Consider the following 25185-nt stretch of genomic DNA (forward strand, 5'->3'; position numbering starts at 1 on the left):
TTACGATCAGCTACTTTTCCTTAGATCACTTCTGGTTCGTCAAGACAGCACTCGTCACGGTATAGCCTGCATCACTTAAAATTTTCTCGATTGCTGCGACTTGCCGTGATTCTACTTGGATCTCAACAACTGTTTTTAGTGCCATCCGATTTACCACAATCGTCAAAATACTCATTTGATGATCGGCAAGGAGTTTCGTCACGTCTGCTAAAACCCCCACATGATCATCCGTGATCTCGATCGATACTCGGGTTCCGCCATCGTGGTACCCAGTGATTTTCAAAAAGGCATCGAAAATATCATTGTTGGTAATGATTCCCACTAGGTCATCATCATCCATGACTGGTAAAACCCCCACGTTCTCACTACGCATGACGGAAATGGCGTCCTCTAATAGTGCATCTGGTTCAATCGTAGTCACTTTTTTCAACATGATATCAGCGACTGTCGTTTTATTTAAGAGATAGTTCATTTCATAAACACTTAAACTTGTCGCTTTTGAGGGGGTTGCTTCAGCGATCGTTCCTTCCGTGATCAACCCTACTAATTTGCCATCATCAACGACAGGTAGACGATGGATATCGTGCTGCTTCATCACATCTATTGCATCAAAGATCGGTGTTTGTGAATCGACGGTGATGACCGTCTTCGTCATAAAATCACTTACGCTCATTATTTAACCTCCTAGATACGCTTTTCTTACTTCATCGCTTGCTAGTAATTCTTCTCCGGTACCTTCTAAAACGATTTTCCCGGTTTCTAATACATAGCCGCGATCAGCAATCGATAAAGCCATTTTCGCATTTTGTTCGATCAGCAGCACAGTCGTTCCTTGCTGCTTGATTTCTTGAATGATGGAAAAAATTTCTTTGATAAAAATTGGCGCCAAGCCCATCGATGGCTCATCCAGCAAAAGCAAGCGCGGTTTTGACATCAATGCCCGCCCCATTGCCAACATCTGCTGCTCACCGCCAGATAATGTCGACGCATCTTGCGAGAGGCGTTCTTTCAATACAGGAAACTTGCGGTAAACTTGTTCATAGTCTTCTTTGACACCACTGTCTTTACGCAAGAAGGCGCCCATCTCTAAGTTTTCTTGAACCGTCAAACCGGAAAAGACGTGCCGCCCTTCTGGCACCTGCGACAAACCGTTTGCGACGATTTTTTGCGGTGCTTCTTTCTCAATTTGCTTTCCTTCAAAAGTGACGGAGCCTTTTGAAGGACGGATCAATCCAGAAATCGTCCGTAAAATCGTGGTTTTTCCGGCACCATTGGCACCAATCAGCGAAACGATCTCTCCTTGATTGACGTGGAAGGAAACATCATGAACTGCTTGGATCATGCCGTAGTGAACACTTAAATTTTGAATTTCCAGCATCAGATTTCCCCTCCTAGATAGGCTTCGATTACCCGTGGATTGTTTTTGATCTCTTCTGGTTCACCGTGGGCGATGACTTGTCCGTATTCCAGTACATAGATCCGTTCGCACACTTCCATGACCAAACTCATATCATGCTCGATCAAGAGGATCGTCAATTGAAAATCTTTTTGGATCTTATAGATCAGCTTTGTCAGTTCTGTTGTTTCCTGAGGATTCATCCCCGCTGCCGGCTCGTCAAGAAACAAAATTTTTGGCTCTGTAGCCAATGCGCGTACGATCTCTAAACGGCGTTGCTCGCCATAAGGCAAATTTTTCGCTAACGTTTGGCTTTTGCCATCCATATCAAAGATCCGTAACAGCTCTAAGGCTTTTTTCTTCATGGATTCTTCGTTTTTGTAATACTTTGGCAAACGCAAGATGCTCGTCAGTAGTCCTTCTTTATGCTTACTGTTCATAGCGATCAAGACGTTATCCATTACGGTCAAGTTTTTAAACAAGCGAATATTTTGGAAGGTTCTTGAAAGGCCTAAATCCGCGATTTTATAAGGCTTCACGCCATTTAAACGTTTTGGCTTACCTTGGGTCTCAAAAAGCACTTCGCCTTCACTAGGCTCATAAACACCTGTCAGGAGGTTAAAGAGCGTTGTCTTGCCGGCACCGTTTGGTCCAATCAACCCGACCAGCTCATTGGTATCTAGATGGAGGTCTACATGAGAAACAGCAGCTAAACCACCGAAGTTTTTCGTTAAGCTTTTAACTTCTAATAGAGGCATCGTTGTCATCCCCCTTTTTTCTAAATTTGTCCAACAGTCCTTTTACGGAGAATTCCCAGGTCCCTAAAAGTCCGCTTGGTTTAAAGATCATGATGATGATCAAAGCCAATGCATAAATGATCATGCGCAAATCAGAGAAGCCTTGCAAGTACATGTTTAAGATTCCTAGCACTACTGCCGAAACAACCGCTCCTGTGGTACTCCCAAGCCCTCCAAAAACGACGATGATCAACACATCGATCGATTTCATAAAACCGTAATCTCGTGGGAAAACCGACTGCTGATAGCTGGCATAAAGGGTACCAGCAATGCTTGCCATCACTGCCCCCATCACAAACGCAATTACCTTGTATTTCGTTGTGTTGACCCCCATCGATTCTGCAGCGATCTCATCTTCCCGAATCGCTAAAGTCGCTCTGCCTGGTCCGCTATGGATAAAGTTTGAAACGACAAGAATCGATAGAACGGCAAAGAGAAAGACGATCTGCCAATTACTGAATTGGGGCAATCCGAAAATTCCAGCAGGACCATTGGTCAAGCCTCGTAGGTTCACCAACAAGATCCGAATGATCTCTGCCACACCTAGGGTAGCGATCGCTAGATAGTCGCCTTTTAAACGGAGGGTCGGAATCCCAACCACTAATGCGACTGCACCTGAAACCAGCATCCCCACTAGTAAACCAGTTAAAAAGCCGCCAAAGGTTGGATTGCTTGCCGACAGGATCGCGCCAGCATAAGCACCGATTGCCATAAACCCAGCATGTCCTAAGGAGAATTGCCCTGAAAAGCCGATGATTAGATTCAAACTGACTGCCAAGATGATATTGATTCCGATATTGACGATGATCGCATCAGAGAACAAATTAATCATTCCGCCATTGTAGGCTGCAAATAATCCAAAATAAAGAATAGCTGCCAGAGCGAGCCAGATTAAGTTGTAACGTAAATTCTTTTTCATTTCTGCCACCTACACTTTCTCTTTGATATTTTTGCCGAGGATCCCAGCTGGACGAACCAACAATATAATTATTAAAATGACATACACTAAAGCATCCTTGTAATCAGAAAAACCAAGCGCTGTCGCTGCTGTCTCCACTAAACCGATCACAAAGCCGCCTAAAGCTGCACCAGGAATGATCCCGATCCCGCCGAGAACCGCCGCAACAAAAGACTTCAGACCAGGAACGACCCCCATTGATGGATCAATGGAATTATAATACAAACCGATCAGCATCCCGCCAGCTGCAGCTAAAGCCGAGCCTAAGGCAAAGGTAAAGGAAATCGTTCGATTAACATTGATCCCCATCAAACGCGCTGCATCTGCATCAACACTTACTGCACGCATCGCTTTTCCCATACGGGTCTTTTTCACGATCAATTGCAAGAGAATCATTAAGGTAACCGAAACAGCCAAAATCAATAACTGGACATTACTTACTTGAACAAACCCGATGGAATAGGTTTTTCGTTCGATTGCTTGCGGAAACGGGCGCACATTGGCAGAAAAGAAAAAGATCATGACATTTTGCAAAAAATAAGAAACCCCGATTGCCGTAATCAATGCCGAAATTCGCGTGGAATTTCTCAAAGGACGATAGGCTAAAAATTCAATCGTTACCCCAAGTGCTGCACTGGCGATCATCGAAATGAATAACGCTGGGAAAAAGCCCAATTGCCATTGATTGATCAAAAAGTAACCGATAAAACTACCAATCATATAAACTTCTCCGTGGGCGAAGTTGATCAGCTTGATGATGCCATACACCATCGTATAACCCAACGCTAACAAGGCGTAGATACTGCCTAGAAACAAGCCGTTGATCAATTGTTGGATCATCATTTCCATATACTCACTTCCAATATCATTTATTATGGTTCTTCTCATTAGAGAAAAGAAACTGAGACAAACACATCAGGTCTGTCCCAGTTTTCACTGCCAAACAACTACAGGTTTTTAAGGTTCCACAGTGTCTGCTGAGGTTTCCTTCCCGTCAGTCAATCCTAAAACAACTGCTGATTTCTCAGGGTTATGATTTTCATCCATTGTGATTTCACCTGTCACGCCGACAAAGTCTTTCAGTTCAGACAAACCAGCTGCAATTGCCAATGAATCTGCTGAGTTTTGATCTTCGATTGCTTGTTTGATCATGTAAACTGCATCATAGGCTAACGCATTAAAAGCAGAAGGTTCTTTGCCATACTTTTCATTGAAAGCTGCCACAAACGGCTCAACTTTGTCGTTTGCTGGTGCTTTGGTAGAGAAGTGACCGGTATAGTAAACATTGCTGACATTTTCTGCACCAGCTGTTTGAACCATTTTTTCATCACCGAATCCATCGGCACCAATGATTGCTTGATCAATTCCTAATTCTCGCGCTTGCTTGATGATCAAACCAGCTTCTGTGTAGTAGCCTGGAATGAACAAGACATCGAAGTCGACATCTTTGATTCTTGTAAGAACTGCTTGGAAATCTTTGTCGCCTTCAGTAAAGTTATCTTCTAAGACAATTTCGCCTGGGTAACTTTCTTTAAATGCTTCCGTCAATCCAATTGCGTAATCACTTGAGTTGTCTCCCAAGATCACGGCTTTTGATGCATCCAAATTTTCAGCCGCATATTTCGCTAAGATCGTTCCTTGGAAGCTATCTTGGAAACAAGAACGGAAGGCAAATTCTTGCACTTTCCCACTAGTATAAGTAATCGCATCGTCAGTACCTGAAGGTGTAACCATTGGTACTTGTGCTCTGGTCACGTTAGGCAAAGCCGCTTTCGTAGCACCAGAAGTTGCTGGACCAATGATGGCTACAACTTTATCATTTGTAGCTAAGTTGGCTGCTACCGTTGCAGCTTCATTGTTATCTGATTTGTTATCTTTCGAAATAATTTCAATTTGTTTTCCAAGAATACCGCCGGCAGCATTGATTTCTTCTACTGCTAAGTCGATTCCTTCTTTTTCAGCCGTCCCATAAGCAGCTACGGCTCCTGACAACTCTAAGTTGGTTCCGATCTTGATGGTATCTCCCTCTTGTTTATTGCCACCTTCAGCAGCCCCGCTGCCATCCGTTGATCCACCTGTTGGTCCAGCGCTACATGCTGTCAACAAAAACAAACTCGCAAACAAAAACGCAAATTTCTTTTTCATAATTTTCCTCTCCTTCACTTCCCCTGAATATGTTATCCAATATACTGAAAAATCTGGAAAATGTCAACGAATTATCAGAATATTTCACCTATTCAGAATTTATTTTTTTTACTAGGAAAAAATGGTGTTTTTAAAACACTGTTCCATCAATAATGGAATCGCTTTTCATTTTTTTGAACAAAAAGAAAAGCAAGCAAAGTTTTTTTTCCTTTGCTTACTTTTTGATCGTTTCGAATTGCTTCATTTTTTGTCAAAAGGACGTTTGAAAACATTACATCAAGATGTTAGCGGCTATTTCGTGGATACAATGCTTGAAAATTGGCTGCCGCCCCAACTAGATTGGCATCGTTGCGATAGTCACATAGCTTGATCAGTGGGACAAAATCATTTAAAGCTTGATCTGCCAACATTTTTTTCAACCGTTGATTCACTTCTTCTAACAAGCCATTTTTGGCACTGACACCGCCACCGATAATGATCACTTCAGGATCAAAAGCAAATTGAATACTGAATAGTCCTTGCGCTAAATAGCGGTAAAATTTATTGACTTCCTCGATCGCAATGGCATCCCCATCTTCTGCACGTTGAAAGACCTCTTCGCCGGTAATTGTGGTTCGATCTACACCAATTCGATCACAATAACGCCAAGCCATCTGAACCGCTGTCCCTAGTTGCGAAAATGTTTTGCCTTGATCTAAAATCATCAACCCAAATTCACCGCCGTATAAATGTGCCCCACGGACTAGCTCACCATTTTGAAACAGGGTACCGCCAACGCCTGTTCCGATCACAACGAAAGCTGCTTGCTGATACTCTTTGCCCGCTCCTTGATAGAATTCAGCCATCCCAGCGCAATTAGCATCATTTTCGATGGTTACTGGTACCCCAAACACTCCTTCGAGTTCAGAGTAGATGTCAAACCCATGGATATAAGGAATCGCACTGATACCGTCGATTCGACGTTCTTGGGCATTGACTGCACCTGGAGCACTGATCCCGACCCCTTCGATCTCTTCGTTTACGCTTGCTCTTACTTGCTGCAACTGGGCTTTCATTTCTTGCCACGTGCTTGGTGTAGTAAATTTGCCTTTACTCACCAAAGAATCCTGTGCCCAGACGCCATATTTTACTGCTGAACCACCCATATCAAAGACTAAAATCGCCATTTTTTTCCCTCAATCCTTTATTATTCTGATACTATCTATTTTACCGTAAGTCCCTGCTTGAAGAAAGCGATTTCCGAGAACAATAAAAAAAACAGCCTAAAATCGCCATAGACTGTCTCTATGGGATTAGAGCTGCTTTTCCAAAATAACTTGATCGATCAACTGCTGCCCATTTTCGAAAATCGGTTCAGCATAGTGAGTGGTGAAATAATTTTCCATCCGGTCTTTTTCAACATAGCCTTGCGTTTGGTACAAAGTCAGGGCTGCAGAGGGCAGACTACCAGTTTTGATCACTACAATCGGCCGTTTTGCCCCAAGGTGTTGACTGAGGATCGCTTCTTCGGCAGCTTGCAGCAATTGACGACCAATGCCCATTCCTTGCTTTTCTGGAGAAACGGCCACATTCATAATCTCCCAATTGTTGCCTTGATTTTGATAAACTAGCACACCAATCATTTCTCCAGCTTCTTCATAAACAAGTGTTTGGCTATTATATAGATAGCTTTCTACGACTGCTTTTTCAGGATCTGCATCCAGCAGCAACGCCCAAGGATACGCTTCATTAGAGTCGATTGGACGAATCATGGCTTTTTGGCTCCTTTTTTACATTTTTGTTGATTCCTTTTAACTTTTCCGATAACGGTACGTTGGTTTGACTTTGTCTTGCGTATTTCGTTTTAAAGTAAACGTCTGGGGTACGTAATCTATACCGCCTTTTACAAAGGGATGGCAGCGTAAGATACGAGCTACCCCCATCAAACCTCCTTTGGCTGCGCCATGGACTTGGATCGCTTGGATCATGTATCCTGAGCAAGTCGGATAATAACGACAGCTAGGAGGAAATAATGGGGAAATAAAACGTTGATAGAAACGAACAAAGCCAATCAAAAGTTTACTCATTTCTTGCCAACCTTTCTTTTTATGATCACGATTCAGTGAAGATAGATAGAAAAAACTAGGACTCAGCACGAGGCATAAGTCCTAGTTTGGGGTTACTTCATAAACTCAAAGATATGATTCCAAAGACTTGGAGAGAAGACTTTAAAAGGACTACCGTCGCCAATCACCCCATAGCCAATCATCGTTCCGGCTAAGAACAATAAAATAGCTAATAATATGACGATTAGAATTTTTATCAAGCTAGTTAGAATGTAACGGTTCAACTTCACTTTATTCTCTCCTACTCCTACTATGCGTTTACTGGTACGGTTTCTTCAACTGCTTCAGAAACTCGTTCCACAGAAGCACCTAATTGCTGCAATTTTTCATGGAATTTGTAATAGCCACGATCCAAATATTTTAGATTGCGGACACGTGTCCGACCAGTTGAACGTAGACCTAATAAAATTAACGCTGCTGCTGCACGTAAATCCGTTGCATAGACCAGCGCACCTTGCAATTCATGGCCGCCTTCGATCACTGCTACGTTGCCGTCTATTTTGACATGAGCATTCATCCGACGCATTTCTTCTAAATGTTGGAAACGGTTCTCAAATACAGTTTCGTTCACAACACTCGTTCCAGCTGCTAAAAGTTGAATAGCAGACATTTGCGCTTGCATGTCCGTAGGAAAACCTGGATGAGGCATTGTTTTCACATCTGTTGCCTTCAATTGTTCAGGTCCAACGACACGAATCCCTTCAGCTACTTCAGTCACTTCTGCGCCCATTTCGATCAATTTTGAGATCAATGGACGATTGTGTTCTGAGATCGCATCTTTAATAATGACGTCTCCTTGGGTCATCGCTGCTGCAACCATAAAGGTTCCTGCTTCGATACGGTCTTGGACGATCGAATGTTCCACCGCATGAAGGTGATCGACCCCTTCGATACGCATCGTTTCGGTTCCTGCACCAAAGACTTTGGCACCCATTTTGTTTAAAATGTTTGCTAAATCGACGATTTCAGGTTCACGAGCGACGTTTTCAATGATGGTGATACCTTTAGCTTTTACCGCAGCCATCATGATATTTTGCGTTGCGCCGACACTTGGGAAATCCAAGTAAATGCTATTGCCTTTTAACTCATTGGCGATCGCTTCTATGTATCCATCTTTTTGGATGATTTGAGCGCCTAGTGCTTGAAATCCCTTCAAATGCAAATCAATTGGTCGTTTGCCGATTGCACAGCCGCCAGGCATTGCCACTTTGGCATGACCATTACGGGCTAACAAAGGCCCCATGACTACGATTGAAGCGCGCATTTGGCTTACATACTCATAAGGTGCTTCGATCGCTAACTCTTGTGATGCATCGATCGTCATCGTATTGTTTTCTTCTTCAAAATCGATTGCGACATTTAAATGCCGAATCACTTCTTTCATTGTTAATACATCGGAAAGGATCGGTACATTTGTTAATGTCGTTGTTCCTTCTTCCGCTAATAAGCTTGCCGCTAAGATAGGTAGAACAGCATTTTTTGCCCCTTCGATCTTCACTGTTCCAGTTAATCGATTACCACCTTGAACGATCATCTCTTCCATTTATGTTCCCTCCAAATAATGCAGTGACTCACACAAATCTTGCCAATTATAGCATAATATTCGGTGTTTTTGCATATATTAATGAAATTCTTAAAAACCTGTTAAAAATAAATTACGACATAACGCAATCAACTCAAGGAAAAAAGTACTGGCGGTGTAGCCTAATGCAATCGCAAGAAACACCATGACCATTCGTATCTGAGTCGTTCGTAAGGCTTTAAAAAAAGCATCGATCCGCACAGATTGCAATGCCCAAAATGCTAAATAGATGAACGCTAAATGACTCACGATTCGAATGATTGCATCAATTCCATACACTTGCATACTTCCTGCTCCTTTTTCATAATTGAACATTCCTATCATACCACAAAGATGTCAAGATAAAAAATAATCTTTCTTGAAACCTTCATGAAAAGACTTTAAAAAGTTTTTAAAACGTTTTCTCGAATAAAAAAAAACAAAGGCAAGATGCCCTTGTTTTTTTAGGAATGTTTTGACACGTTGATTCGATTAATGGCGCGGTGCAAAGCAACCGTTGCGCGACGAAGCTGGTCGATATCTTCGACTTGTTTGGCCTCTTCGATTTGACGTTCTGCACGTTGTTTTGCTCTTTCTGCCCGTGAAACGTCGATATCACGATCACGTTCCGCACTATCGGCTACGATGGAGACAACATTGTCCCGCACTTCAAGGATACCGCCATTGACGGCGACCCAGTCGACGTGAGTATCTGAATCGATCCGTTTGACCCGGACTTCATCAATCGTCAAAGGAACGATGATTGGGGCATGATGCGGCAAAATACCGATCTCACCATCTGTCGTACGTGCAACCACGATTTTCGCGTGATGATCGTAAACCAAACCAGCAGGTGTCACCACATTGACTGTTAAAAATTGATCCATGAGGTTCCCCTCTTTCTTCAAGGCTGGTTAATTAATAGCCAATTTTTTTCGCTTTTTCAATGACGTCTTCAATTCGTCCTACACTACGGAAGGCTTCTTCTGGAAGATCATCATATTTTCCTTCAAGAATCTCAGCAAAGCCTTTGATCGTTTCTTCAACTGGTACATAAGAACCAGGTTGTCCAGTAAACTGTTCCGCTACGTGGAAGTTTTGCGACAAGAAGAATTGGATCCGACGCGCACGAGCCACTAACGTTTTTTCTTCATCAGACAACTCATCCATCCCTAAGATAGCGATGATGTCTTGTAGTTCGCGATAACGTTGCAACGCATGCTGCACTTCAGTCGCTACTTCATAGTGTTTTTCACCAACGATTTCAGGTGCTAACGCACTAGAAGAAGAAGCTAGCGGATCAACAGCTGGATAGATCCCTTGTTCAGTCAATTTACGTTCCAAGTTGGTTGTTGCATCCAAATGGGCAAAAGCAGTCGCTGGTGCCGGGTCCGTGTAGTCATCGGCAGGAACATAGATTGCTTGAATAGAAGTAACCGATCCTTTTTTTGTTGAAGTGATCCGTTCTTGCAATTGTCCCATTTCGGTTGCTAGTGTCGGTTGATATCCAACGGCAGAAGGCATCCGACCTAGTAAGGCAGATACTTCAGAACCAGCTTGAGTAAATCGGAAGATATTATCGATAAACAAGAGCACGTCTTGTCCTTCTACATCGCGGAAGTACTCCGCTAAGGTCAACCCAGTCAAGGCAACCCGCATCCGGGCACCTGGTGGTTCGTTCATTTGTCCAAACACCATGGCTGTTTTTTCGATAACGCCAGATTCTTTCATTTCATTATAAAGGTCGTTTCCTTCACGTGTCCGTTCACCAACACCTGTGAAGACAGAGATCCCCCCATGCTCTTGGGCAATGTTGTGGATCAGTTCTTGGATCAAGACAGTTTTACCAACACCGGCACCACCGAAAAGACCAACTTTCCCCCCTTTTAAATAAGGGGCTAATAAGTCGATAACTTTGATCCCAGTCTCAAGGATCTCGGTACTTGTTGACAATTCATCAAAGTCAGGAGCTTTTTTGTGGATCCCACTGCGGGGTGCTTCTTCAGGAAACGGTGCTTCTAAATCGATGGTGTCCCCTAAGACATTAAACACCCGTCCTAAGGTTTCTGTCCCAACTGGAACAGAAATGGAGGCGCCTGTATCGATTACTTCCATTCCTCGTTGTAAGCCATCTGTTGATTCCATGGCAATCGTACGGATAACGCCGTCGCCAAGTTCTAAGGCAGCTTCTAACACAACTTTTGTTTTCTGCTCATCTTTTTTGTAAACAATCAACGCATTGTTGATATCTGGTAATGATTGGTCTAGAGAGAATTCCACGTCAACAACGGGACCAATGACTTGAACAATCTTGCCTGAACTCATTCGTATTCCTCCATTCGTTCTTGAAACTATTCTAACGCGGATGCCCCCGCCACAATTTCAGTAATTTCTTGGGTGATCGCTCCTTGGCGCGCTCGGTTATAAGAGATCGTCAAGTCCCCAATAATATTTTTGGCATTATCTGTTGCTGTTTTCATCGCTGTCATTCCGGCAGCATGCTCGGCTGTTTTTGCGTCAACAATCGCACCATAAATCAAGCTTTCAGCGTATTGAGGCAGTAATTGATTCAAAATTGCTTCTCTGGAAGGTTCAAACAAGTATTCTTGTTCATAACTTTCGGCTTCTTCAGGATCTAGATCGGAAATCGGCAACATTTTCTCCACACGAAATTGGCTAGTCAATGAGTTGATGTGATGGTTATAACACACATATAATTCATCGAAGACTTCGTTTTGGTACATCGTTGTCGCCAATGTTACGATTTTACGCACCTCGTCAAAGCTTGGTTGATCCGAAAGGTTTCTTAGCTCGTACGCCAAATTGATGCCCCGTGCTTTGAAAAAGTCAGCGCCAGTTGCACCAATGGCAATCATGACATACTCTTCTTCTTTTGCATGGTCTTCATCCAGCATGGTCATCATTTGCTTCAAGATGGAACTATTGTAGCCGCCCACTAGACCGCCATCAGAAGTGATGACGATGTAGCCTGTGCGTTTGACCGGACGACTAACCAACATACTGTTATAGTTCACACCATCTTTAGGACCAGAACCTGCAAGATCGGAAAGCTGCTGCGCAGTTAAATGCGTAACGATTTCACGTACTTTGTTGGCATACACTTGAAACTGTTTCGAATGAGCTTCAGATTTTGTTAATTTTGCAGCTGAAACCATTTGCATGGCCTTTGTGATTTGGCTGGTTTTTTTTGTTGAGGCAATTCGTTGCTTGATTTCATTTAATGAAGCAGCCATTTTCTCTCACCTCTTTTTATGCGTTTTGCATTGTCGATATTTTATCTTGGGGTGTCACCCGAGAACCGTTGGATGCCATGAAAATATCTTTGAATGCTTTAATGGTGTCATCTAACAAGCTTTCTTCTGGCAAGTCTTTCGTTGTCCGAATGGTTTCAAAAATCGTCGCTGCATTTGCTTCGATATATTCAAATAATTCTGCTTCAAAGTCCAATAGTTTATTGACTGGTACACTATCAATGAATCCATGCGTCAAGGCATAAAGAATCACGACTTGTTTTTCTACTGCCAGTGGTTCATGCAGTTTTTGCTTCAAGATTTCAACGGTTCGACGACCGCGGTTTAATTTGGCTTGTGTTGCAGCATCTAGATCAGACCCAAACTGCGTAAAGGCCTCTAGTTCGCGATAGCTAGCCAAGTCCAAACGCAAGGTACCGGCAACTTTTTTCATTGCTTTGATCTGCGCAGACCCCCCAACCCGTGAAACGGATAATCCAGCCGCTACGGCAGGACGAACACCAGAATAGAAAAGGTCGTTTTCTAAGAAAATTTGTCCATCTGTGATAGAAATCACGTTGGTTGGGATATAGGCTGAAATATCCCCTGCTTGTGTTTCAACAAACGGCAATGCCGTCATCGATCCACCACCTAGTTCATCACTTAATTTCGCTGCACGTTCCAATAAACGAGAATGCAAGTAGAAGACATCCCCTGGGTATGCTTCACGACCTGGCGGACGACGTAGAAGTAGAGAAAGTTCACGATAAGCGACCGCTTGTTTTGATAAGTCATCAAAGACGATCAAAACATGTTTGCCGTTATACATGAATTCTTCCCCCATCGCAGCCCCCGCATAAGGTGCGATATAAAGCAGTGGTGCTGGTTGTGAAGCACCTGCTGAGACCACGATCGTGTAATCAAGCGCACCGTAACGACGCAATGTTTCCACTTGTGCACGAACAGTTGAATCTTTTTGGCCAATTGCGACATAAATACAGATCATGTCTTGCCCTTTTTGGTTGATGATCGCATCAATAGCGATCGTTGTTTTTCCGGTTTTCCGGTCACCGATGACTAATTCCCGTTGGCCACGACCGATTGGTACTAAAGCATCAATAGCTTTCAACCCTGTTTGCATTGGTTCCGAAACGGATTTCCGTTGCATAACACCTGGTGCAGCTGCTTCGACTGGGCGTGATTTATCTGTTTCGATCGGACCTAAACCATCGATTGGTTGCCCTAATGGATTTACTACCCGGCCAATTAATGCATCGCCGACAGGAACTTCCATGATTTTACCAGTTCTTTTTACTTTGTCCCCTTCACGAATGGTTTCAAAATCACCTAGGATGATGATTCCGACATCGTTTGACTCTAAGTTTTGTGCCATCCCATAAGAACCGTTTGAAAACTCAAGCAGTTCTCCACTCATGGCATTTTCTAAACCGTGGGCGCGGGCGATCCCGTCCCCAACATATGTGACAGTACCGATTTCTTCTACAGAAAGTTCGTTCTGATAATTTTTAATTTGCTCTTTGATCAAGGCACTAATTTCTTCTGCTTTGATGGCCATCCGATTCACCTCTTATCTCTTGTTTATCTGCCGATTTTTTGTCGCAGATAATCCAGTTGGCTCTTAATACTACCGTCGATCACTTGATGATTTGCTTCAACGATGACACCGCCTAAAATCGTTGGATCGATCGTTTCTTTCAATTGTGCCTGCTTGTACCCAAGCTTATCGGCGATTTGCTTTTCGATTTTGCTTTTTTGTTCTGCTGACAAAGCAACAGCCGTTGTGATCGTTCCGAGAACAAGACCTTGATATTCATCGTAACGACGTTCGTATTCATCAATGATCAGCAATAAATCATCCATGCGATCATATTCGTAAACGATCTCCAAGAAATTTCTGACTAAACCTTCAAAGCCCTTCAGCAATTGATCGACTAATTGTCTTTTCTCATGAAGATCCAAACGGTTATCGGTCACGATTTGGCCGAATGTTGGAATTTCCTGATAAATCTGACGCAAGGTCAATAATTCTTGGTAAACTTCTGTCAAGCGCTGTTCTTCCATCGCCAATTCGAACAACGCTTTTCCATAACGTTTTCCCACTGTGAATTTATCGAGTTTCATTAACTGAACCCAATCCTTCGATATATTGATTGATTAGGGATTCATGATTTTCGGGAGTCAATTCGCGGCCTAAGATTTTTTCTGCGATTTGAAGCGAAAGTTCTGCAACATCATCTTTCACTTCTTTTAACGCAGTTTCTTTTTCAAGGGTGATATCTGAGTTTGCTTTTTCTTTCAAACGAGCCACTTCTTCTTTGGTCTCGCTCAAAATATTTTGCCGACTCAATTCCCCGCTATCTTTGGCGCTCTTGATGATCTCCGCAGCTTCAGAATGAGAACGTGCCAATTTTTCTTGGCGTTCTTTTTCTAATTTTGCTGCATTCAAGCGTGATTGTTCCGCTGAATCCAAATCATTGGCGATTTTATCTTCCCGTTTTTGCATCATGCTGCTGATGGCATCCCATGCAAAATGTTTCAATAAGAATAGCAAAAGAAGAATTGACCCGCTGACAACGATAATATTGCCAAGCATTGGATTTTGAACTTCCGCTATAACCAACTGATTTAGCATAACGATTCTTCCTTTCTGAAAGTCATTGTTTCATTAGAAAAAAGCAAAAACGAGTGCAATTGTTCGTTTCTGCCTTTTCGTGCTCGTCTTATCGGAAGACTAATAACAGCGCGATAACTACCCCTAGAATAGGTACAGCTTCGACTAACGCTACCCCGATAAACATTGTTGAACGTAGTTGACCTGACATTTCAGGTTGGCGTGCCATTGATTCGATTGTTTTTGCGATTACTTGTCCGTTACCATACCCTGCACCAATTGCTGCTCCGATAATTGCTAATCCTGCTCCAATAAAGTTCATTCTTTTTTCCTCCTAATTGTATGTCGATTCGATTAATGTTCTGCCACGATTTTGTGGCTCATAAATACCATGGTCAATGTAACAAATACATAAGCTTGGATCGCTCCAATAAAGAGCGAGAAGCCAATCCAGATCATTTCTAGCGGCATCACGATCGGCAATGACCACCAACCAAGACTAATAAACATGTTGGCAATCAATCCTAATAACACTTCACCAGCGAATATATTTCCATATAAACGCAAGCCTAACGTGATGACATTCGTAAATTCTTCGATGATTTTTAGCGGCAATAAAAAGCCCACCGGTTTCAGATACGAATTGATCAAGTAATTTTTGAAGCCCAACGACTTGATCCCAAAGAAATGTGTCAAGGAAATAACCATAAGTGCAAGTGTCAATGTAACAAACGGGTCTGCTGTCGGACTTTTCCATAAGGTAATGTCATCTGTCGTCACGATTTTTGTGACTAAGCCGATCTCATTTGCCACAAACACAAAAAGAAACATTGTTACACCGAGCAAATGAAAGTTGTTCACTTGAGATCCTGGTAGATTGTCCGCCACGATGCCACGAACAAAGTCAATGACCCATTCAATGAAGTTCTGCTTCCCTTTCGGTTTCATTTGCAGGTTACGTGTACAAATAAAGACCACCAAAAAAACAATAATACAAGAAATGATTGTCATCATAGCTACAGTTCCATCAAACCATATAGGACCGATATGAAACATAAGCGATTTATCTTCCAATCTTTCTCACCTCTTTTCCTGTCATCTCCAGAAAAAAATCTGGTGTTACAATGCGTTTCCTCTCATAACAATCGGTATCATACCACCACGAATGGAAAATTTCAAAGCATTTTCAAGAAAATTAGACAAAAAACTCACAATGCCAAAAATCCTAAATTAATTGAAAAATTCTCGTGTCGCTATGTGGAAGAAAAAGCCTGTTATATCAACAGCTTTCCCTTAAATGCTACCAAATTTAGCGTGATTTTCAAAGCAATAACCTCTATCGGATTCTAAAAGAAGTTCTTAGAAAATTAGAAATTTCTAAGAACTCGGTCAATTTGTCTTTCTTGATCTTTGCGTTTCAAGGATTCCCGCTTGTCATATTCGCGTTTTCCTTTCGCTAAACCAATCAAAACTTTGGCATAACCATCCTTGATATACACCTTTAATGGCACAATCGTCATACCGGTATTTTTTGTTTCGCCAATCAGACGAGCGATCTGCTTTTTGTGTAGCAACAGTTTTCTCGTCCGCAATGGATCGTGATTAAAAATGTTTCCTTGCTCGTAAGGACTGATATGCACATTGACTAAGAATGCCTCACCGTTACGAATGCGTACAAAGCCGTCTTTCAAATTGATCCGGCTGTTACGGATCGCTTTGATCTCTGTTCCCTGTAAGACGATCCCCGCTTCGATCGTATCGAGGATCGTGTAATCATGGCGGGCCTTTTTGTTTTGGGCGATTAATTTCCCTTCTCCTTTAGGCACGGGCCATCCCTCCAATTATTTTTTCTTGATTCCTTTGTAAAAAGGTTTTTTCTTTTTCACTTTGCCAGCTTTTTTCGGCTTGCCTTTGCCTGATTGCTCAAAGCGTTTCCCTTGGTTTTTCTCAGGGTTTCGTTGTTTTTTTCCACGGCGGCTAGCTTCATTTTTTTGATTGTTGTTACGTTTGTTGGCTTTTGGTGCTTGCAGTTTTTCAACTTCTTCTGCTGCTACCAGTTCGAAATCGATCTCTCTTGTTTCTGGATCAGCCTTTACGACTTTGATGCGAACTTTCTGACCAATTTTAAAGGTCAGGCCTGTCCGTTCACCCACAAGTGCCAGATGGTTTTCCAAATAATGGAAGTAATCTTGCTTCAGATTATTGATATGGATCAACCCTTCAATCGTGTTAGGCAGTTCAATAAACAAGCCAAACTTAACGACGGAACTGATGATACCGTCAAACTCTTCTCCTACTTTATCGGCCATATACTCAGCTTTTTTAAGCGCATCGACTTCTCTTTCTGCATCGACTGCTCGTCGTTCCATTTGGGAGCTGTGCAGCGCGATGTCCGGCAAGATTTCAGCCCATTTGTTTTGGTTGGCTTCTGAGACATCTTCACTGTAAGATCGAATCAAACGATGTACGATCAAGTCGGGATAACGACGGATCGGTGACGTGAAGTGGGTATAATCTTCCGCTGCCAAACCATAGTGACCGACGTTTTCTTCAGAATACTTCGCTTGTTGCATACTTCTTAGTAGCATCGTATTGACAACCATTGCCTCTGGCTTATCTGCGACATCTTCAACAACTTTTTGCAATTGTTTTGGTGAGATCGAGCCATTGGTCTGCTTGACTACGATCCCTAAAGCAGATGCAAAATCAAAGAAGCGGCGCATTTTCTCTTCTTTTGGTTCCTCATGGATCCGGTAAATAAATGGTAAATGCTTCTGATTGAAATGACGCGCCACGGTTTCATTGGCTGCCAACATGAATGATTCGATCAATCGTTCGCCGACGCCCCGTGCTCGTAGAACGATTTCTTGCGGGTGTCCTTCTCCATCGACCAAGACTTTTGCTTCTCGGTCTTCAAAAGAAACTGCCCCACGTTTGATGCGCATCGCTTCTAACACGTGATGCAAGGCGGCCATATCTTGGAACATCGGTACTAATTCCGCATATTCTTTGGTGGTTTCTGGATCATTGTCTTCAATGATTTGATTGACTGCTTGATACGTCATACGGGCACTTGTTTGAATAATACTTTGGAAAATATTGTAATCTGTGACGATCCCCTCTTGGTTGATCCACATTTCACAGCTCATAGTCAACCTTGGGACATTCGGATTCAACGAACAGATCCCGTTTGATAAACGCTGTGGGATCATCGGAATCACACGATCCGTAAGATAGACACTCGTTCCCCGATCAAACGCTTCTTTATCCAATGCGCTGTTTTCGGTCACATAATAAGAAACATCGGCGATATGCACGCCCAAATAGAAGCTACCGTCAGGCAATGCTTTTACGGTCACCGCATCATCCAAATCTTTGGCATCCGCTCCATCGATTGTTACAATCTGTTGATCTCGCAAATCCCGCCGTTCCGGAAAGTCGGCAGGATCGATCGTATCTGGTACTGCATCTGCCGCTGCTAAGGTTTCTTCCTCGAATTTTGTTGGAATCCCGTTCGCCACGACGATCGATAATATATCCATTCCAGGATCGTTTTTATGTCCTACAACTTTCGTGATCAACCCCTCTAAGCTTTTCGAGTAACCTTTTTCTGGGTAATGGCTGATTTCAACGATCACAATGCTCCCATCTACAGGTCGAATCCCTTGAGCACCAATAAACACCTTTAATTCACTTAGTTTTTTATCTTTAGGCTGAACAACGCCATATAGATCCGACTCTTCGATCTCTTTTTCATCAAATAATGTAAACTCGCCGACCAACTGACTGATGGCCCGTTGTTTGATCTCAACGACTTTCCCCTCTGCACCACGATCTGAGAAAGGATCCGCAACGTGCACGATGTCCACAGCAACGGTATCGCCGTCCATGGCATAGCCTGTTGCTTCTTTAGGGATATAAATATCGTCTTCTTCTTCATCCAAAGTGACAAAGCCGAAGCCCCGCTCGTTGGCACGGAAGGTTCCTTCCACAAACACTCGTTTCATGGGTAATTTCACTTTGCCTTTTTTGTTAAAAATCACACTGCCTTCTCGTTCCATCGCCGCTACTGTCTGGACAAGATTCTTAAAGTCTGTACTTTTTTGAAGTCCTAGACCTTCAGCAATTTCTTCCATTGAAAAACTTTTTTTGCGGCTTTCTTCGAGAAACTGAATGATTTTTGTTTTAATCGTTTCTGTCATAACTCACTCTTTCCAAGCAAGTGTTTCTAAGAAAGCAAACACATCCTGCTCTAATTTTTTCCGTTCTGGTCCAACGGTCACCACATGACCGCTTTCGGGATACCATTGAAGCGTATAGGGAACATGGGACAGTGCCCCTGCTGTTTTGAAAACCGTCTGTGGATCGATCATTTGATCCTTTCCTGCTTGTGCTAGAAAGACTGGGCGCTCGATTTTCCCTAAATGCCCAGCTGTGGTTTGTCCGACTGTTTCGATTCCTTGCAGTTGCTCTCTGACCTTACGAGGGACTTCTGCCAATATTTCTTTTTGGGTCGCCTCGTCTAAATCAGCATAGGGTATGACCATTTCAGCATACTTTTCAAAATTGACTGGCACTTCATTCTTGGTTTCAAATAATGGCGAACAAAACAGTCCGCCCCCCATCAATGTTGAATCTTGTGTCAAACGATCCATCGCTAAAATCCCGCCCATCGAAAGTCCAAGAACGGCAACTTCTTCATAGCCTTTTTCTCTTACATAAGTAACTGCATCTGCAGCATCCTGCTGCCAAACAGCCATCCCTTGATTTAAGATATCATCTGGATTGGGCGTACCATGTCCAGTAAACATCGGCGTATAAACCGTGTAGTCTTTTTGTTCTAACGAACGACAAAGCATACGCACATCGTTAGGACTACCTGAATAGGCATGGAACAAAATGACTGCTCGCTTGCCGTGTTCAGCAAAAACCGGTTTTGGTTGATTAAATGTTTTCATGTTTCCTTTCACCTCACGTCCAATTCTACCATAGTTAAGAAGAATACTTCGACAAATGCGATCAAAATCTTCCCCTTAAAAAGAAAAAAACCTCTCTTTACGAGAGGTTCGCTAGCAAAATAATCAGTTTGATGAAAGAAAAGCCAAAATAAAGAGCAAGACCATCCAAACAAACCCTAAAATGGCCGTTGAGCGCTGCATCACTGCTTCAAATCCACGGGCTTTTTGCTTACCAAACAATTGATCCGCACCGCCAGTAAAGGCACTAGCTGCACTATTTTGCTTGCTAGGCTGCATCATGATCGTAATGACCATTAAAATCGAAATAACAATTACAGCAGTTAATAAGATATTATACACGTTAGCTCCTCCTTGCTTGCTAAAGTCGTCCTTTCTATTTTAGCATTTTCCGCTAGAAATTACTACTCCCTTTTTGTCATTGCTCGTTGCGTGACGGTTTAAAAAAAAGACTGTCCTTTCTGACAGCCTTTTTCTCATAGATCGCTTTCGTTCAAATCAGCGAACGAGTACGTCATCATATTCTGGTTTTTCTTTGAACTCTTTGACCGCAAAGGAGCAGACAGGCATAATTTTTTTCTCTTCCCGTCGTGCTTTTTCAACAACTGCTTTGAGCAATTTTTGCGCCAATTGCTGTCCACGATAATCAGGGTTGACGAAGGTGTGATCAACTTCAAGTACATCATCTGGTGTTTCTTGCCATGTGATCTCACCAATTTCTGTTTCTCCATCATATAAAGCAAAACGCTTGTTTTCTTCTTTTATTTCCATTGTTTTCGCCCTTTCTATCAGACAATGTCTGTTTTTTGTTTGATATTCTCAATAAATTGCAAAACGGTTGGCCAATATTCTGGGGCATCTTTAACTGCCTGTAAATGTCCCATATTGGGAAAAAGGACTTTTTGTTTCGGACCAGCCGTTGCTTCCATTAAAGTATTGATTTCTTTTTCAGAAAGAAACGTATCCTTTTCTCCTTGTAAAAACAGCACAGGTAAATGGTTGCTGCCGACTTGTCGGGTCACTGAGATTTGTAGGAAGGGGTAGCCGACTAAGTGTTTACTGTAACGATTGGCTAATCGCAAAAAGCGCTTGACGGGTAACCGAGAAAATTGTGGTAGACTTGCCCGAATGGCACTATAAACGGACGTATAACTGCTGTCTGAGATCAAACCCGCAACTTGCACCGGCATGACTTCTCCACTGGCCAGCAGTAAAGTCGCCGCTCCCATCCCTAAACCATAGAGGAAGATTTGGGTTTGTGGGTCTTTTTCCAAAATCTTATCGATCCACAAAAGCAGATCCATCCGATCTAGCCACCCTAAGCCGATCTCTTTACCTTCACTACGGCCATGTCCACGCAAATCAGGAACTAAAACATTGTAACCCGCAGCCCAGAATTTCTCGGCCGCATCTTGACAGTCTGCTTGCCCATCACTGCGATACCCATGCAAGCAGATCACCCACGTTTTAGCACACTGATCAAAGACTTCTGCTCTCAGGATCAGATCATCGGTGGTCGTTACCGTACATTCCGAACCTTGTGCCCAAAAAGCCGAACTGCTTTTTGCGATCCGCTCTTTGTATGGAATCCCCAGTTTCTTTCTGCCTTCTTTTTCATACCATTCATTGTTACGCATAATAATTGCCGAAACAAAATAGCGTACGCCCTTTTTCATCACAGACGTGCGATATACATAGTACACCAAAAAAATAAAAATAAGCAGTAGTAGCAATAGCCAAACCATAGGATCCCCCCTTCATTTTAGTTTACCATTTACACCGGTTTTCAGCCAAAGTTTTGTCGCAAGTCTTAAATAAGTCCTATACTTTTTTAAGAAAAAATCTTTGTACTGACTTCTAGCGAAGGAGCAGTACAAAGATTTGTTTGGTTAAATATGTTTCTGTTTATAGAATAGGAAAGCAATCATGGTGAGTAAGATACCTCCAAGAACACTTAGTTCATAAGAGGATTCCTCGTTTGTCTTTGGCAAGCGTTTTTCATTATTTGTCTGGTTCTTTTTGTCATCCAGCTTTTGCTCGGCGTTTCCGGCTATTTTTTTCGGTTTATCAGACTTGTCAGAAGGTATTGGTACTTTGGGATCGCTAGGATCATTCGGTGTCTCAGGCGTTCTCGGCGTTTTTGGTTCGACATAAGTATTGATCAAATCATAGCCATGGACATCTGACTTGTATCCTTTGACAGCCACTTCTTGAATGCTATAGGTGTACGCTTGACCTTTCTCATCATATTTTGGCAGATCTTCAAAACGATAGGTCCAGTTGCCTTCTTTATCTGCTTTTACGGTTTGCTTGTCGATTTCTTTACCGTTTTGCATTAATTCGACAGTGATGCTTTCAGGACGGGTATTGAACTTGTTATCATAGTCTTTCCATGTCTTTGTTCCGGCTACGTCTATTGTATCGGTGTTATGGTACGTGTTTACTAAATCATAGCCGTTGACTTTAGTGGTGTAACCTGGCACTTTTTCTTCTTGGATCGTGTACGTGTACACTTTTCCTTCGGCATCATACTTAGGCAAATTTTCAAAGCGATAGGTCCAGTTCCCTTGGTTATCTGCTTTTACGGTTTGTTTGTCAATTTTTTTATCATTTTGCATCAGCTTCACAGTGATACTCTCTGGACGGGTGTGGAACTTGTTGCCATAGTCATTCCACGTCTTCGTTCCCGATACTACCGTTGTTTCGGTGTTGCGATAGGTGTTGACTAGGTCATAACCATTGATTTCAGTGGTGTAACCTGAAACTTTTTCTTCTTGGATCGTGTACGTGTATGCTTGACCTTTTTCATCATACTTAGGCAGATTCTCAAAGTGATAAGTCCAGTCGCCTTGGTTATCTGCTTTTACGACTTGCTTGTCGATTTCTTTATCATTTTGCATCAGCTTGACAGTGATGCTTTCTGGTCTTGTTTCGAATTTGTTATCGTAGTCTTTCCATGTCTTTGTTCCAGCTACGTCTGTCGTTTCAATATTGCGGTACGTGTTGACCAGGTCATAACCGTTTACTTTAGTAGAATACCCTTCAACAGGTGTTTCTTGGATTGTGTATTCATAAGTCTGACCAGATTCGTCAGTTTTCGGTAGATCAGTAAATTCATAATGCCAGTCCCCCTCTTTACTTTGGGTAACCGTTTTTGTTTGGAATACTTCACCGTTTTGCAATAATTGAACCATAATGCTTGTCGGACGGGTATTGAATTTGTTGTCATAATCATCCCACGTTTTGGTCCCGCTGATTGTCGTTGTATCAAAAGAAAGTAATTGATTCATGGCAGCTAGTTTAATAGTCGGCACGATTGTTTCATTTGCTTGCAGATCCCAGCGATGGGTTTCTGCGTTGACCAGCACTGTATCAGCAATGATACTGCCGTCAACATTTTGATGGACATCGACTGTATCACCAACAGCCAAGATGGTTCCTTGGAATGGACTATTAATCGAAATCGTTTGGCCCTCTGATTGGTCAACAAAATTCCATAAGATAACAGCATCATCAAACTCTTCTGTTTCATGGCTATTACGAGACGTACCATCCGTATATTCTAGTTTGATTTGGGACTTAACATTAACGGTGCTGACTCCCTCAGTGTCCACATTGATGATCACAGGCGTATTTCCTCTTGTTAGCCCTTTAATGGTGATTGGCGTATCTTTTTCTAATTCCGTTTTTGAAAGAGAAACAACAACCTTTTGATCTTCTTTCGCAATTGTATCTTCTGAAAAAGAAATGGGTTTTTTTTCAATCAGATAGCCGTCTGGCGCTTCCGTTTCCACAAAGGAATATTCTCCCTCTGGAAGACCAGCTTCGATCACCTGCCCATCATCATTTGTGACTTCTTCATCGACTTCCTTATGCGTCTTGTTGTTTTGAAGTTCGTAAACACCATCATCAAGTGGATTTCCTTGTTCGTCTGTCAAGGTCAAAACAACCGCTTGTGTCTCATCTTCGGCATCGGCTGTATTGATGACCCGCTGATTATTATCAGTGAAATCCTTGGTTACACCGGGTGTCTGCGGATAAGCTCCCAGTCTTTCTGACGTCGCCTGTAACGTTGAAAATGCCTGTTCAAAGTCTATATAAGGCTCACTCACGGATTGATCTTGAAAAACTTCGGAAGTCTTCAAGTGATCCATTCTCTGACCATTTACAAAAACGGCAGGTTGCTGATTTTGATCTGCTAAATCTACTGTGACTGATGGGCCAAAAACAACTTTGTTTTTTCTACTATCAGTTCCTGATACAAAAGAAGAGTTTGCGATGGAATTGACCTTTTGAATATAATTGATTTCTGTTGGCAAAGAACCATCCTGAATACTGGTCCCAAAATTGACATTTCCGTTTAATTCACCAACGGCCAAATTTCCGTTCGTGTGTGTATTTAGCGTCGCATGGTTAGCAAAAATATGAAAATATTGCGCTTCTCCTAGAAGTGCGTCATCAACTTCAGGAACATCATTTTTAAAAATGCCCCCACTTGAAAGTTGTGAAGCTGCTGGCGCACTTGCTTGGGTATCAAGCGTTGATTCTATGGTTTTTGATGCAGTATTTGACGCCGTTTGTTGTTGTGACTCGTTGCTTGTTGTTACAACCTTTTTTTCAGAAGCCTCTGTTTGATCCTGAGTATCAGAAAGTACGGCTTCTGTACTCGTTGCTTCTGTGGATTCATTTTCAGGTAGAACAACTGCTACATCTGTTGTGTTGATGATGTCTTCTTTCACTTGTCCATTTTTTTCATCTGTTTGAAGAAAGGCGGATTTGATTGTCAATGTTTGAAGACTTTTTGTTTGAAACGTTAGCGTCATTTGGCTAAAAGAACTGCTAGCGGTTTCTTCCATCAGCTGCTGTCTTTGCGGATCATATGTAAATGGCGTGCCGCTGCTTTGAATCGAGTTCGGCAGAACCGTTTGTTCCCCTTCACTCAAGCTGAATGCCAGTTGATTTGCTGCTTGTTGATTCTTTTCTACTTGGATCGTCCAAGTGATCTCCCCTGTGGTAGGATCTGGTAATGATGTCACTTGCGCTATGCCCTTTTCGTTTTGAAATAGGATTGTTTTGGGATTCTCCTCGGTGTCCGCATTGGCTGTGATGACTGATAATAAAGGCGCCAAATAGGATAAAATAAGTAAGGACAGCATGAACATTGGGTAAGCTATTTTTTTCACATAAGTACGCATTTCTCTTCCTCCAAACAACAAATTTTACTCAGGTGATTATCCTAATCGGAAAAAAGAGAAAATGCAAAATGACCCAAATTTTGATTCTGTGAGAAAAATGAGAGCAAAAGCCAAAAAATGGGTCCTTCTCTCAAGCGAATTTGTGAAAATGAAATAGGATTTCTTTTGT

General features: G+C 42.4%; 27 protein-coding genes. All 27 read right to left on the reverse strand.

Annotation, left to right across the window (positions count from 1 at the left end; all coding sequences use genetic code 11):
* Nucleotides 1-25: 25 nt before the first annotated feature.
* The 27 genes from IGI86_RS12250 to IGI86_RS12380 all read right to left on the reverse strand — a co-directional run bounded on the left by IGI86_RS12250 (nucleotide 26) and on the right by IGI86_RS12380 (nucleotide 25016).
* A complete protein-coding gene (locus tag IGI86_RS12250) occupies nucleotides 26-673 on the reverse strand; it encodes a CBS and ACT domain-containing protein (protein WP_142437615.1) in 648 nt (215 codons plus the stop codon).
* Nucleotides 674-676: 3 nt separating this feature from the next.
* On the reverse strand, nucleotides 677-1378 hold the full coding sequence (locus IGI86_RS12255) for an ABC transporter ATP-binding protein (RefSeq protein WP_005234392.1): 702 nt from the start codon (nucleotides 1376-1378) through the stop codon (nucleotides 677-679).
* Complete coding sequence (locus IGI86_RS12260; protein ID WP_008380898.1) at nucleotides 1378-2154, reverse strand: ABC transporter ATP-binding protein; 777 nt, start codon at nucleotides 2152-2154, stop codon at nucleotides 1378-1380. Before IGI86_RS12260 ends, IGI86_RS12255 begins: the two co-directional genes overlap by 1 nt.
* Nucleotides 2135-3112, reverse strand: a complete 978-nt coding sequence (locus IGI86_RS12265) for a branched-chain amino acid ABC transporter permease (RefSeq protein WP_005228744.1) — start codon at nucleotides 3110-3112, stop codon at nucleotides 2135-2137. Before IGI86_RS12265 ends, IGI86_RS12260 begins: the two co-directional genes overlap by 20 nt.
* A gap of 9 nt (nucleotides 3113-3121) precedes the next feature.
* Nucleotides 3122-4000: a branched-chain amino acid ABC transporter permease gene (locus IGI86_RS12270; RefSeq protein ID WP_008380893.1), complete on the reverse strand. Its 879-nt coding sequence runs from the start codon at nucleotides 3998-4000 to the stop codon at nucleotides 3122-3124.
* 108 nt (nucleotides 4001-4108) lie between these two features.
* Nucleotides 4109-5296: an ABC transporter substrate-binding protein gene (locus IGI86_RS12275; RefSeq protein ID WP_008380891.1), complete on the reverse strand. Its 1188-nt coding sequence runs from the start codon at nucleotides 5294-5296 to the stop codon at nucleotides 4109-4111.
* 284 nt (nucleotides 5297-5580) lie between these two features.
* Complete coding sequence (locus tag IGI86_RS12280; RefSeq protein WP_005234383.1) at nucleotides 5581-6462, reverse strand: ROK family protein; 882 nt, start codon at nucleotides 6460-6462, stop codon at nucleotides 5581-5583.
* Nucleotides 6463-6588: 126 nt separating this feature from the next.
* Complete coding sequence (locus IGI86_RS12285; RefSeq protein WP_005234382.1) at nucleotides 6589-7047, reverse strand: GNAT family N-acetyltransferase; 459 nt, start codon at nucleotides 7045-7047, stop codon at nucleotides 6589-6591.
* A 39-nt stretch (nucleotides 7048-7086) separates the two neighbouring features.
* Nucleotides 7087-7362 (reverse strand): membrane protein insertion efficiency factor YidD, encoded by a 276-nt coding sequence (yidD, locus tag IGI86_RS12290; RefSeq protein ID WP_008380886.1) that lies wholly within the window; start codon nucleotides 7360-7362, stop codon nucleotides 7087-7089.
* A 92-nt stretch (nucleotides 7363-7454) separates the two neighbouring features.
* On the reverse strand, nucleotides 7455-7631 hold the full coding sequence (locus IGI86_RS12295; RefSeq protein WP_005228723.1) for a DNA-directed RNA polymerase subunit beta: 177 nt from the start codon (nucleotides 7629-7631) through the stop codon (nucleotides 7455-7457).
* A gap of 20 nt (nucleotides 7632-7651) precedes the next feature.
* On the reverse strand, nucleotides 7652-8944 hold the full coding sequence (gene murA, locus IGI86_RS12300) for a UDP-N-acetylglucosamine 1-carboxyvinyltransferase (protein ID WP_016612592.1): 1293 nt from the start codon (nucleotides 8942-8944) through the stop codon (nucleotides 7652-7654).
* Nucleotides 8945-9034: 90 nt separating this feature from the next.
* Nucleotides 9035-9268 carry a DUF1146 family protein gene (locus IGI86_RS12305; RefSeq protein ID WP_008380880.1) on the reverse strand — a complete coding sequence of 78 codons (234 nt, stop codon included), beginning with the start codon at nucleotides 9266-9268 and terminating at the stop codon, nucleotides 9035-9037.
* Nucleotides 9269-9426: 158 nt separating this feature from the next.
* Nucleotides 9427-9849 (reverse strand): F0F1 ATP synthase subunit epsilon, encoded by a 423-nt coding sequence (locus tag IGI86_RS12310; RefSeq protein WP_005228716.1) that lies wholly within the window; start codon nucleotides 9847-9849, stop codon nucleotides 9427-9429.
* A 31-nt stretch (nucleotides 9850-9880) separates the two neighbouring features.
* Nucleotides 9881-11287, reverse strand: a complete 1407-nt coding sequence (gene atpD / locus IGI86_RS12315) for a F0F1 ATP synthase subunit beta (protein WP_005234377.1) — start codon at nucleotides 11285-11287, stop codon at nucleotides 9881-9883.
* 26 nt (nucleotides 11288-11313) lie between these two features.
* Nucleotides 11314-12216, reverse strand: a complete 903-nt coding sequence (locus IGI86_RS12320) for a F0F1 ATP synthase subunit gamma (RefSeq protein WP_005228710.1) — start codon at nucleotides 12214-12216, stop codon at nucleotides 11314-11316.
* Between the two features lie 16 nt (nucleotides 12217-12232).
* Entirely contained in the window at nucleotides 12233-13789 is a 1557-nt protein-coding gene (gene atpA / locus IGI86_RS12325) for a F0F1 ATP synthase subunit alpha (protein WP_008380876.1), read from the reverse strand.
* 23 nt (nucleotides 13790-13812) lie between these two features.
* A complete protein-coding gene (locus tag IGI86_RS12330; protein ID WP_005234375.1) occupies nucleotides 13813-14355 on the reverse strand; it encodes a F0F1 ATP synthase subunit delta in 543 nt (180 codons plus the stop codon).
* Nucleotides 14342-14866 (reverse strand): F0F1 ATP synthase subunit B, encoded by a 525-nt coding sequence (atpF, locus tag IGI86_RS12335; protein WP_005228706.1) that lies wholly within the window; start codon nucleotides 14864-14866, stop codon nucleotides 14342-14344. Before atpF ends, IGI86_RS12330 begins: the two co-directional genes overlap by 14 nt.
* 88 nt (nucleotides 14867-14954) lie before the next feature.
* Nucleotides 14955-15167, reverse strand: coding sequence for an ATP synthase F0 subunit C (gene atpE / locus IGI86_RS12340; protein ID WP_005228705.1), 213 nt, complete (start codon nucleotides 15165-15167; stop codon nucleotides 14955-14957).
* A 32-nt stretch (nucleotides 15168-15199) separates the two neighbouring features.
* Nucleotides 15200-15919, reverse strand: coding sequence for a F0F1 ATP synthase subunit A (gene atpB / locus IGI86_RS12345; protein WP_008380872.1), 720 nt, complete (start codon nucleotides 15917-15919; stop codon nucleotides 15200-15202).
* 293 nt (nucleotides 15920-16212) lie between these two features.
* Nucleotides 16213-16671 (reverse strand): SsrA-binding protein SmpB, encoded by a 459-nt coding sequence (smpB, locus tag IGI86_RS12350; RefSeq protein WP_008380870.1) that lies wholly within the window; start codon nucleotides 16669-16671, stop codon nucleotides 16213-16215.
* Between the two features lie 15 nt (nucleotides 16672-16686).
* On the reverse strand, nucleotides 16687-19047 hold the full coding sequence (rnr, locus tag IGI86_RS12355) for a ribonuclease R (RefSeq protein WP_429967334.1): 2361 nt from the start codon (nucleotides 19045-19047) through the stop codon (nucleotides 16687-16689).
* Between the two features lie 3 nt (nucleotides 19048-19050).
* Entirely contained in the window at nucleotides 19051-19803 is a 753-nt protein-coding gene (locus IGI86_RS12360; protein ID WP_086332619.1) for an alpha/beta hydrolase, read from the reverse strand.
* Between the two features lie 123 nt (nucleotides 19804-19926).
* The gene (secG, locus tag IGI86_RS12365; protein ID WP_005228700.1) at nucleotides 19927-20163 is read right to left on the reverse strand and encodes a preprotein translocase subunit SecG; all 237 of its coding nucleotides are present in this window, start codon (nucleotides 20161-20163) and stop codon (nucleotides 19927-19929) included.
* Nucleotides 20164-20319: 156 nt separating this feature from the next.
* Nucleotides 20320-20592: a GNAT family N-acetyltransferase gene (locus tag IGI86_RS12370; protein ID WP_005234370.1), complete on the reverse strand. Its 273-nt coding sequence runs from the start codon at nucleotides 20590-20592 to the stop codon at nucleotides 20320-20322.
* Between the two features lie 17 nt (nucleotides 20593-20609).
* A complete protein-coding gene (locus IGI86_RS12375; RefSeq protein WP_430617328.1) occupies nucleotides 20610-21566 on the reverse strand; it encodes an alpha/beta hydrolase in 957 nt (318 codons plus the stop codon).
* A 144-nt stretch (nucleotides 21567-21710) separates the two neighbouring features.
* The gene (locus IGI86_RS12380) at nucleotides 21711-25016 is read right to left on the reverse strand and encodes a Cna B-type domain-containing protein (protein WP_430617329.1); all 3306 of its coding nucleotides are present in this window, start codon (nucleotides 25014-25016) and stop codon (nucleotides 21711-21713) included.
* Nucleotides 25017-25185 lie beyond the last annotated feature (169 nt).

This window comes from Enterococcus sp. AZ188, assembly GCF_050544075.1.
GTDB classification, from domain to species: Bacteria; Bacillota; Bacilli; order Lactobacillales; family Enterococcaceae; genus Enterococcus_D; species Enterococcus_D entomosocium.

Bases quoted from the DNA above. Each gene is read 5' to 3' on its own strand.
- IGI86_RS12310 (WP_005228716.1), bottom strand. From the start codon at position 9,849: ATGGATCAATTTTTAACAGTCAATGTGGTGACACCTGCTGGTTTGGTT.
- IGI86_RS12305 (WP_008380880.1), bottom strand. From the start codon at position 9,268: ATGCAAGTGTATGGAATTGATGCAATCATTCGAATCGTGAGTCATTTA.
- IGI86_RS12270 (WP_008380893.1), bottom strand. From the start codon at position 4,000: ATGGAAATGATGATCCAACAATTGATCAACGGCTTGTTTCTAGGCAGT.
- IGI86_RS12280 (WP_005234383.1), bottom strand. From the start codon at position 6,462: ATGGCGATTTTAGTCTTTGATATGGGTGGTTCAGCAGTAAAATATGGC.
- atpE (WP_005228705.1), bottom strand. From the start codon at position 15,167: ATGAACTTTATTGGAGCAGGATTAGCAATTATCGGAGCAGCAATTGGT.
- IGI86_RS12265 (WP_005228744.1), bottom strand. From the start codon at position 3,112: ATGAAAAAGAATTTACGTTACAACTTAATCTGGCTCGCTCTGGCAGCT.
- rnr (WP_429967334.1), bottom strand. From the start codon at position 19,047: ATGACAGAAACGATTAAAACAAAAATCATTCAGTTTCTCGAAGAAAGC.
- IGI86_RS12330 (WP_005234375.1), bottom strand. From the start codon at position 14,355: ATGAAACTCGATAAATTCACAGTGGGAAAACGTTATGGAAAAGCGTTG.
- IGI86_RS12370 (WP_005234370.1), bottom strand. From the start codon at position 20,592: ATGGAAATAAAAGAAGAAAACAAGCGTTTTGCTTTATATGATGGAGAA.
- IGI86_RS12260 (WP_008380898.1), bottom strand. From the start codon at position 2,154: ATGCCTCTATTAGAAGTTAAAAGCTTAACGAAAAACTTCGGTGGTTTA.
- atpD (WP_005234377.1), bottom strand. From the start codon at position 11,287: ATGAGTTCAGGCAAGATTGTTCAAGTCATTGGTCCCGTTGTTGACGTG.
- IGI86_RS12360 (WP_086332619.1), bottom strand. From the start codon at position 19,803: ATGAAAACATTTAATCAACCAAAACCGGTTTTTGCTGAACACGGCAAG.
- atpF (WP_005228706.1), bottom strand. From the start codon at position 14,866: ATGCTAAATCAGTTGGTTATAGCGGAAGTTCAAAATCCAATGCTTGGC.
- IGI86_RS12375 (WP_430617328.1), bottom strand. From the start codon at position 21,566: ATGGTTTGGCTATTGCTACTACTGCTTATTTTTATTTTTTTGGTGTAC.
- IGI86_RS12255 (WP_005234392.1), bottom strand. From the start codon at position 1,378: ATGCTGGAAATTCAAAATTTAAGTGTTCACTACGGCATGATCCAAGCA.
- IGI86_RS12250 (WP_142437615.1), bottom strand. From the start codon at position 673: ATGAGCGTAAGTGATTTTATGACGAAGACGGTCATCACCGTCGATTCA.
- IGI86_RS12380 (WP_430617329.1), bottom strand. From the start codon at position 25,016: ATGCGTACTTATGTGAAAAAAATAGCTTACCCAATGTTCATGCTGTCC.
- IGI86_RS12275 (WP_008380891.1), bottom strand. From the start codon at position 5,296: ATGAAAAAGAAATTTGCGTTTTTGTTTGCGAGTTTGTTTTTGTTGACA.
- IGI86_RS12285 (WP_005234382.1), bottom strand. From the start codon at position 7,047: ATGATTCGTCCAATCGACTCTAATGAAGCGTATCCTTGGGCGTTGCTG.
- murA (WP_016612592.1), bottom strand. From the start codon at position 8,944: ATGGAAGAGATGATCGTTCAAGGTGGTAATCGATTAACTGGAACAGTG.
- yidD (WP_008380886.1), bottom strand. From the start codon at position 7,362: ATGAGTAAACTTTTGATTGGCTTTGTTCGTTTCTATCAACGTTTTATT.
- atpA (WP_008380876.1), bottom strand. From the start codon at position 13,789: ATGGCCATCAAAGCAGAAGAAATTAGTGCCTTGATCAAAGAGCAAATT.
- IGI86_RS12320 (WP_005228710.1), bottom strand. From the start codon at position 12,216: ATGGCTGCTTCATTAAATGAAATCAAGCAACGAATTGCCTCAACAAAA.